Origin of the sequence: Vibrio sp. OPT46 (assembly GCF_015163535.1) — a bacterium.
Classification (GTDB): Bacteria; Pseudomonadota; Gammaproteobacteria; order Enterobacterales; family Vibrionaceae; genus Vibrio; species Vibrio alginolyticus.
The window spans coordinates 13,355-21,924 of record NZ_JADDYG010000445.1 but is presented as its reverse complement, the minus strand read 5'-3'; the positions used below and the strand labels follow the sequence as shown (position 1 = coordinate 21,924).

The following is an 8,570-nucleotide window of genomic DNA, read 5'->3' as shown; positions in this document are numbered from 1 at the left end:
TGTTTGAAATCGGCGGTTTTGTTGGTTCATTAGTTGCGGGTTGGGGTTCAGACAAACTCTTTGGCGGTAACCGCGGACCAATGAACTTGCTGTTCGCGATTGGGATTTTTTTATCTGTCTCTGCGCTTTGGCTGATGCCCCTGACCAACTTTGCGTTCCAAGCCGCGGGATTGTTCTCCATCGGCTTCTTTGTCTTTGGACCACAAATGCTGATCGGTATGGCGGCGGCGGAGTGCTCTCACAAAGATTCTGCCGGCGCGGCAACAGGATTCGTGGGCTTGTTCGCCTACATGGGCGCAGCATTGTCTGGTTATCCACTGGCGTTAATTCTTGAAGAATATCATTGGACGGGTTTCTTCATCACCATTTCAGTTTGTGCAGCCGTCATTGGCCTTTTGTTACTGCCATTTTTGCAAGCGCAACCATCACGAAAACCACTCGAACCAAAACCTCGGTTGTAAATCGACTTATCGCCCTTCGGGCAAATTGGCGAGTGACCTAACCGCGCTCGCCCACCTTATTTAACGTATCTCTGCTCAATTTTTCTTCCGATTCAGTTCGGAGGGTTAACTATGGGAAAAATTCATGAATTTGAACACTATTTCATCGCATAGCTTCTTTCAAATGAACAACAAAATCCAAAACTACGCTTGGGGAAGCACCTCTTCTATTCACGATTTGTTTGGCTTTTCTAACGAAACGAATGAGCCTCAAGCAGAAGTATGGATGGGTACTCACCCAAACGGCTGCTCTGAAGTTCAGATTGAGCAAAACACGCTGCCTTTGTCTGAACTGATCAAACAAAACCAACCCGCTTACTTATCAGCAGAAACCGCAGCGAAATTTGGCGACCTGCCCTTTCTGTTTAAGATCTTAGCGGCCGAACATGCACTGTCGATTCAAGTTCACCCAAGCAAACAAGATGCCGAAATAGGCTTCGAAAAAGAACAAAGTGCCGGGATCCCACTAAACGCAAGCCATCGTAACTACAAGGATCCAAACCACAAACCTGAGTTGGTGTACGCGCTGACAAGTTACCAAGCCATGAACGGTTTTCGCTCGTATGCCGAGATTATTGAGGCATTTAGCCTTTGCGATATCGATGAGCTACGCGCGCCTCTTGACACATTCAAACGCGAAATCAACTCACAAGGTTTACGCGATTTCTTTGTGCACATTCTTACCATGGAAGGAGAAACAAAAGAGCGAGCACTGAAACAGCTTCTTGCCCACGCTTCACGTCAATCGGAGCAAGGCACTGACAGCGACGTTTTCCAGCTCATCTTGGATCTATCCACTCAATACCCTGGCGATGTCGGCTTGTTTGCGCCATTACTGTTGAATGTCATCACGCTGCAACCTGGCGAAGCGATGTTCCTGAGCGCAAGAACGCCACACGCTTACATTAAAGGAACGGGATTAGAGATCATGGCGAACTCAGATAACGTTTTGCGTGCAGGACTCACGCCGAAACATATGGATGTTGAAGAACTGGTTAAATGCACAGACTTTGTGCCTAAGCCGTTTAACGGCCTTGTTCTAGAACCCAATGCCAATGGTTGCCAAAGCCTTTACCCCGTTCCAGTGGCAGACTTTAGTTTCAGCATTCTTAACGAACCGAACAATGAAGTGATTGAGGCTAACAGCGCAGAGATTTTGATGGCGATTGATGCCGACCTGACACTCATCAGTGATAACGGTGAGACGTTAACCGCCGCGAAAGGACAATCGGTATTTGTTCCTGCTTACGTTGGCCATTACCGTATTCAAAGTGCGGGACGTGTGGCTCGCACCTTTAACTAACTTCTGGATAACGGATTCAAGCTAGCGTCTGACCCAAGGGACTGGGTTAGACAGCTTATTCCTCTCATAGATTGAGCCTGTCCGGTTTTAAGACACTCATTCTTACACCTTATCGACTCAAAGCCGCTGCGGTCTAAACCATCTAAGTTCTCTAAGAACCATAGATTCCTCTATTCACTGCAACATTCATTGTCAAAACCCATTTATTTCCAGTAAATTCGCCGCTCCAATATCAAATCACTTGGATAATAAAGGCGCTTGCACAGTGGTATTTGTTGCAAAACGTATAATCAACGTTGTAATCAAAGCCTCAATCACTACAATCTCTGGTTCGATTTTTCAGTTAACGTTTGTATGCCGAAGTTAAACCAAGATAACCCTGTTCAAAGCTCCGCCCTTTCCGATATCGAAACCAGCAGTAAGATTCAATCGGCATTAGAACCGAAGTTTCACAAGCCAGAGAAACGTCTCTGCTTAAGCCCTGGCCTATCGGATAAGCATTTGGCGCGCCGTTGGCAAGTATTGGAACAAGTGACCAATAAAGATCATCTTCTTGATCCTTTCACACAGTCACATTGCGACGCTTACTCCAACAACATCGAGCACTTCATTGGTACTGTCAATGTGCCGGTCGGCATCGCAGGCCCTTTGCGCGTCAACGGTTTGTATGCGAACGATGACTTTTTGGTTCCGCTCGCAACGACAGAAGCTGCGTTAGTCGCTTCCTACAACCGTGGCGCAAATCTTATCACCGCCGCTGGTGGCGCGAGCGCATTGTTACTAAGTGAAGGGGTGAGCCGAACACCAGTATTCGCCTTTAATCACCTTGCTGACGCCGGCCAGTTCGTCAGTTGGGTTGTGACCCAGTTTGACGTATTTCGTCAAATTGCGGAATCCACCACCTCACATGGCAAACTCAAAGACATCAATGTAAATATCGAAGGAAACCACGTTTATTTGGTCTTTGAATACGTGACTGGTGACGCTTCCGGACAAAACATGGTGACCATCGCAACAAACGAAGTGTTCCATCATATTTTGGCGACCAGCCCAATCAAACCAATTCAAGCATTCTTGGATGGCAACTTATCAGGCGACAAAAAACCAAACGCACACACACTGCGCTCGGTACGCGGTAAGAAAGTATCCGCCGAAGTGACCATTCCTGCTGAGTTGGTGGAAAAATATCTGCATACGACGCCGGAGTCTATGGTTCAATTTGGCAAAATGACCACGGTGGGTGGTTTACTCAGCGGGACAATTGGCGTCAACGCGCATTACGCAAATGCCCTTGCCGCGCTTTACATTGCTTGTGGTCAAGATGCCGCTTGCGTTGCAGAGTCTGCCATTGGAATCACTCGTATGGATGTGGACGCTCAAGGCAACTTGTACGCGTGCGTGACCTTGCCAAACATCATGGTGGGAACGGTTGGCGGTGGTACTGGCCTTCCAACGCAAAAAGCATGTTTGGATATTTTGGGTTTGCACGGCAACGGCAATGCGAAAGCGTTAGCCGAAGTCGCAGCTTCGCTTTGTCTGGCTGGCGAACTCTCGATTGTGGGCGCATTTTGTGCCGATCACTTTTCTCGTGCTCACCATAAGCTTGCCCGAAAATAACCTTTGTTGCTTTGTACAAGAGAACATCCGTGTGGTTTTCTCTTGTGCAAACCAATGGACTTTATTTATTGGCTCAATAATTTCTTGAAACTAACTTAAGCCTTAACAAACATACCAATCTCTTGTTAACAGTACTTTAGCTGTCCCCCTTCTATATCCATTGCGATACCTCTGCTTGTCACTCTTCATTGGCCATATTTAATATCAGTATCTTAGAAAAAATAGCATCAAAAAATTCTAGCACTATAGTACCAAATTCATCGTTTGAGTTTTTTGTTCACCACTTATTGCTACTATACTCGCCTATGCAGCTGCTTGATTTTCATAAATTTACTAAACAGCTCAAAAGAGCTTAATAACTCCCGTTAAATGGACTTAAATCGTTACTTCGGGTAAGCGAGTTAACTATGAGACGTCAGAAGCTAAATAAAATCTCTGCTTGGGTACTAGGATTGGCTATCTTATTGCTGAGCCATGGGTCTAATGTATCAGCACAAATACAGCAATCCCCATCCGATCAAACCGTTGCGCGTTTTCTCTATCAAACCTCTTTTGGACCAACTCCTGCGTTAATTAATGAGGTTAGGGAAAACGGGTTAGGGGACTGGATACAGAAACAAATCAACCTGCCAGCAACCTACCATCAACCACTTTATCAAACGCCTTTTTCTAAAGGCCTACAGTCAAACCGAGAAAATGCTTGGTATCAGATTGTTGTTACTGCTGAAGATCAGCTCAGACAGCGAACGGCTTATGCATTGAGTCAGATCGTAGTCGTTTCTCGTTATGGCGGCGTTCTTTCCAGCAAACCTACAGGGTTAGTGAATTACTACGATCTGTTGGTTGAGCATGCGTTTGGCAACTACCGAGACCTGTTGTATGACGTTTCCATCCATCCAGTCATGGGGAGCTATTTGTCTATGCTCGGTAGTGCAAAAGAAAATAGTGGGACAGGAACGCTTCCCGATGAGAACTTTGCTCGAGAGTTAATGCAGTTATTCACTATCGGTTTGTATGAACTCAATTTAGATGGCAGTAAAAAGCTAAACCACGCAACAGGCAAACCTATCCCCACGTACAATCAAACTGATATTCAAGAGCTCGCGCGAGCATTAACTGGATGGAAAAATTCCGACATCGCATTCGTGAAACCGATGCGAGTTATCAGTCAAAGACACGACACCGGCGAGAAGCGATTTCTAGGGAACGTGATCCCATCGGGTCTAACCGCACAAGAAGAGCTTTCAAAAGTGATTGATATGTTGATGTCTCACCCAAATGTTGCTCCATTTGTTTCAAAGTTACTTATCCAACGTTTGGTCAGTTCAAATCCAAGCCCAGAGTACGTCGCGCGTGTTGCTACGATATTTAACAACAATGGGGAAGGAGAAAAAGGCGATCTAACCGCCGTTGTTCGAGCCATATTGCTCGACCCTGAAGCATTAGGGATGACGGATACCCCGCCTATAAAAGTGAAAGAACCGATACTGGTCCTGACTAATTTTCATCGAGCATCAGGTTTTACGGTTAAAGGATCACGTTACGAAGACGCAACAACGATGATGAACATCGCTAATCAAGGGCCGCTTCGTTCTCCTTCCGTGTTTAATTTTTACTCTCCAGACTATCAGCCGTCTAACGAGTTTACGGAGTCTGGTATTAACTCTCCAGAGTATGAACTTCTCAATTGGTCTGTTTATACCGATTTGGTCAACTATATGTTAACCAGCACTCGTAGAGGAGGTGGTGATTCCTACCACTTCGATCTTAACGAGTTTTATCTTCTTCTGGACGATCACCGTGCCTTAGTCGAATTGGTTAACGAGCGTTTCTTTGCTGGAACGGCTTCTGCTGAATTGAAAGAGCTCATGCTCACCGCCCTGAATGATTATCGTGGTGACTATGTGCCAACAACAAAACTCGCTCTAGTGATATTTACCGCCATTTCTGGCGACGAATTCTATATTCAGGATTAGGAGTGAATTATGGATATTTCACGACGACATTTTATACAAAGCACGCTATCGATGGGCGCACTAGCCTCTCTTAGTCTGCCAGGTTACTCTCTCGCAGCGCCATCCAATGACTTTCGAGCATTAATATGTGTGTATTTAGCAGGCGGAAACGATGCATTCAACACCATACTGCCATTATCGGAGGCGCACTATCGTCAATATTCCAAAGTCAGAGGGCCACTCTCTGTCGCCAAAGAAGACATACTCCCTATCAATTTGAGTGCTGTCGATAGCTCAAATCACCCAGTGAAGCTCGGCTTACACCCAAAGTTAAATGCGTTGACTTCCGTTTTCGAACAAGGCGATGCCAGCATCGTGCTCAATAGTGGCATTCTCAACCACCCCGTCACCAAACAAGCTATTGAGCAAGATGAAGCATCACTTCCCGAGCAACTGTTTTCTCATAATTCTCAAACAGACGCTTGGTTACTTGGTGGAATGAGTGAGTCTAAAAATCTTGGTTGGGCTGGCAGAATGTTGGATGTATTAAACTCTGAATCAGAAATAACACCGCTATACAGTGTGCATGGCAACTCGCTTTGGTTACGGGCAATGGAACACCGCCAAACCGTCCTGAAAAAAGATCGCGCAGTTCAGCTTACCGCGATTGATAACCCGCTATACAAGGGGATCTATGATCGCCTTCTCTCTCATCAAACTGACAATCCATTTAATGGTCATTTTAATTTGATGGTTGATGAGTCGATGGTAATGAGCAGTGTACTGAGCGAGCAACTCAACCACATTGCTGACGAGCCGCTGTTTACGTCATCGACGCTCGGCAAGCAGATGCAAACCGTGTACAAATTGATAGCAAGCCAAGATGTCCTGAAGCAGCAACGACAAGTCTTTTTCGTTAAACACTCTGGGTATGACCTACACGATTCGCAACTGGCACGTCATCCAGTGTTACTTGAGGATCTCGCGACAAACCTTTTGGCAATGTATCGTGCGGTCGAACGGTTAGGGCTAAACAAGCAAGTCACCTCTTTCACTATGTCTGACTTCGGTCGACGGATGATGAGCAACGGAAATGGTACTGATCATGGCTGGGGTGGCCATCAACTATTAATTGGAGGCGCGGTAAATGGGAAACAACCTATCGGTACATGGCCGGAACTAATACTGGGCGGAAACGATGATTACTCTCAAGGCCGACTCATACCCAAAATTGCCGCTGATCAAGTTGGTTCAACACTAGCACAGTGGATGGGCGTGAGTGATAACGCTGCACTGGAATACGTCTTCCCGAACATCCGTAATTTTACTCATTCAAACCTGGGTTTTATGGCTTAAGATATTTTACAGGTTAGCTGTAGAACGCATCATCAAATAAGGGAGCCTCGCGCTCCCTTACTCATCTTATGTTTGCAGAGTGTCCGTTACACCTCGTCGCGACGGCGTTCATTACACAGCTTAATGGCACGCTCAAGTAATTCTAACGCGGATTGCTCACATTCAGGCAGAACCGCATCACTTTCAGAAACTGGCGTTACGCGGTCACCCCATTTCAATACTGCCGCACCCCATGTCAAACCTGCACCAAACGCAGCAAGAAGCATATTATCACCTGGGTTAACTCGACCTTGCTCTACCGCTTCACACAATGCAATTGGCACGGTCGCAGCTGAAGTATTGCCATAGTTTTGAATGTTAACAAACGCTTTGTCGTGTGGAATTCCAGACAGGTCACACAAGGTTTGAATAATACGAATATTCGCTTGATGCGGAATCACAACATCGATTTGTTCCGTCGTTAACTGTGATGCTTTCAGTACGGTTTTCGCAGCTAGCCCCATGCCTTTTACTGCACGTTTGAAAATTTCTTGTCCTACAAAGTTGAAATCCCAGTAACCGTTGTCTTCCGCAAAGCGATCCATACAAGTACCAAACTTTGGTACGGACAGAATATCGCGGCCTTTTGCGTCACAACCGATTTGAGACTGTAGTAAACCCGTTTCTTTTTCCGTTCTTGATAACACAACGGCGCCCGCACCATCACCAAATAGAACAGCGGTATCTCGCATTGCCCAATCGATGTAGAAAGACAATCTTTCCGCACCAATAATGATCGCGTTACGATAGTTACCTGATTGAATCAAACGTGTGCCCGTTTCTAGGCCATAGACAAATCCCGTACATGCGGCATTTAAGTCAAAGGCAGCGGCTGCACGAATACCTAGGTTCTGCTGTACCTTAGACGCGATATTTGGAATCAATGAATCTGGTGAACAAGTCGCCACAATGATTAAATCCACGTCTGTTGCATCGACGCCTGCTCGAGCTAATGCATGTTTAGCAGCAACGGTCGCCATGTCTGACGTGTTTACATGACTAATACGGCGGTTTTCGATACCAGTGCGGGTACGAATCCACTCATCGGAAGTATCGAGGAAAGTGCTAAGATCATCGTTAGAGAGCACGGCTGGCGGAACACATTTCCCCCAACCTGTAATTTCAGCGTAGTAATTTGTCATCGCAGACCTATTTATTGTTGTATTTTAATAAAATTTCTTAGAACCTTAGGCTCAAATACAAACCTGCGCTGCGTTATTTCGGCAGGTTAAAAAATAAGTATACAAATAATGAGGCTGACTGGTAAGTCATGTTTTCATCAATACGTAATAAAGGAAGAAGTCATGTCATCGTTTAAAACTCGCTGCCCTTCGTGCGGCGGTCTAAATCGTGTCCCTAATGAGCGCGTTGCCGAATCTGCAACTTGCGGTAAATGTAAAAGTGCACTTTTAGACGGCTCGCCTATCGAAGGTACACAAGATAACTTTTCTGCTCTATTACAAAGTGATATGCCTGTTGTAGTAGATTTTTGGGCCCCATGGTGCAACCCGTGCGTTGGCTTTGCTCCTGTTTTCTCTGATGTTGCTCATGAGCAAGCCGGAACGGCTCGTTTTGTTAAGATTGATACCGAAGCTCAACAACAACTTGCGACGCAATTTGGTATTCGCAGTATTCCTACCATTATGGTTTTCAAGAATGGTCAACGCGTTGATATGATCAATGGTGCGTTACCTAAAACTCAATTCGATCAATGGTTAAATCAAGCACTTACTAAATAATCTTCCACGCCAACCTTGTTTGTAGGTTGGCGTTTTTATGCAACTTATCAACCTATCTAGT

General features: G+C 45.6%; 6 protein-coding genes and 1 pseudogene. 6 read left to right on the top strand and 1 reads right to left on the bottom strand.

Going from position 1 to position 8,570, the window contains the following annotated elements; all coding sequences use genetic code 11:
• The 5 genes and pseudogenes from IQR33_RS19365 to IQR33_RS19345 all read left to right on the top strand — a co-directional run.
• Positions 1–461 (top strand): annotated as a pseudogene (locus tag IQR33_RS19365) (MFS transporter family glucose-6-phosphate receptor UhpC); the annotation flags it as partial.
• A 124-nt stretch (positions 462–585) separates the two neighbouring features.
• Positions 586–1,803 carry a mannose-6-phosphate isomerase, class I gene (manA, locus tag IQR33_RS19360; protein ID WP_193837700.1) on the top strand — a complete coding sequence of 406 codons (1,218 nt, stop codon included), beginning with the start codon at positions 586–588 and terminating at the stop codon, positions 1,801–1,803.
• A 354-nt stretch (positions 1,804–2,157) separates the two neighbouring features.
• Entirely contained in the window at positions 2,158–3,420 is a 1,263-nt protein-coding gene (locus IQR33_RS19355) for a hydroxymethylglutaryl-CoA reductase (protein ID WP_104976077.1), read from the top strand.
• Between the two features lie 407 nt (positions 3,421–3,827).
• Positions 3,828–5,396 (top strand): DUF1800 domain-containing protein, encoded by a 1,569-nt coding sequence (locus IQR33_RS19350; RefSeq protein ID WP_104976076.1) that lies wholly within the window; start codon positions 3,828–3,830, stop codon positions 5,394–5,396.
• 9 nt (positions 5,397–5,405) lie between these two features.
• Positions 5,406–6,731 (top strand): DUF1501 domain-containing protein, encoded by a 1,326-nt coding sequence (locus tag IQR33_RS19345; protein ID WP_104976075.1) that lies wholly within the window; start codon positions 5,406–5,408, stop codon positions 6,729–6,731.
• An 86-nt stretch (positions 6,732–6,817) separates the two neighbouring features.
• Here IQR33_RS19345 and IQR33_RS19340 read toward each other — a convergent pair whose 3' ends face one another.
• Positions 6,818–7,912 carry a ketoacyl-ACP synthase III gene (locus tag IQR33_RS19340; RefSeq protein WP_053349917.1) on the bottom strand — a complete coding sequence of 365 codons (1,095 nt, stop codon included), beginning with the start codon at positions 7,910–7,912 and terminating at the stop codon, positions 6,818–6,820.
• 162 nt (positions 7,913–8,074) lie between these two features.
• Here IQR33_RS19340 and trxC point away from each other — a divergent pair, with 162 nt between their 5' ends.
• Positions 8,075–8,509: a thioredoxin TrxC gene (gene trxC / locus IQR33_RS19335; RefSeq protein ID WP_005387991.1), complete on the top strand. Its 435-nt coding sequence runs from the start codon at positions 8,075–8,077 to the stop codon at positions 8,507–8,509.
• The last annotated feature ends 61 nt before the right edge of the window (positions 8,510–8,570 follow it).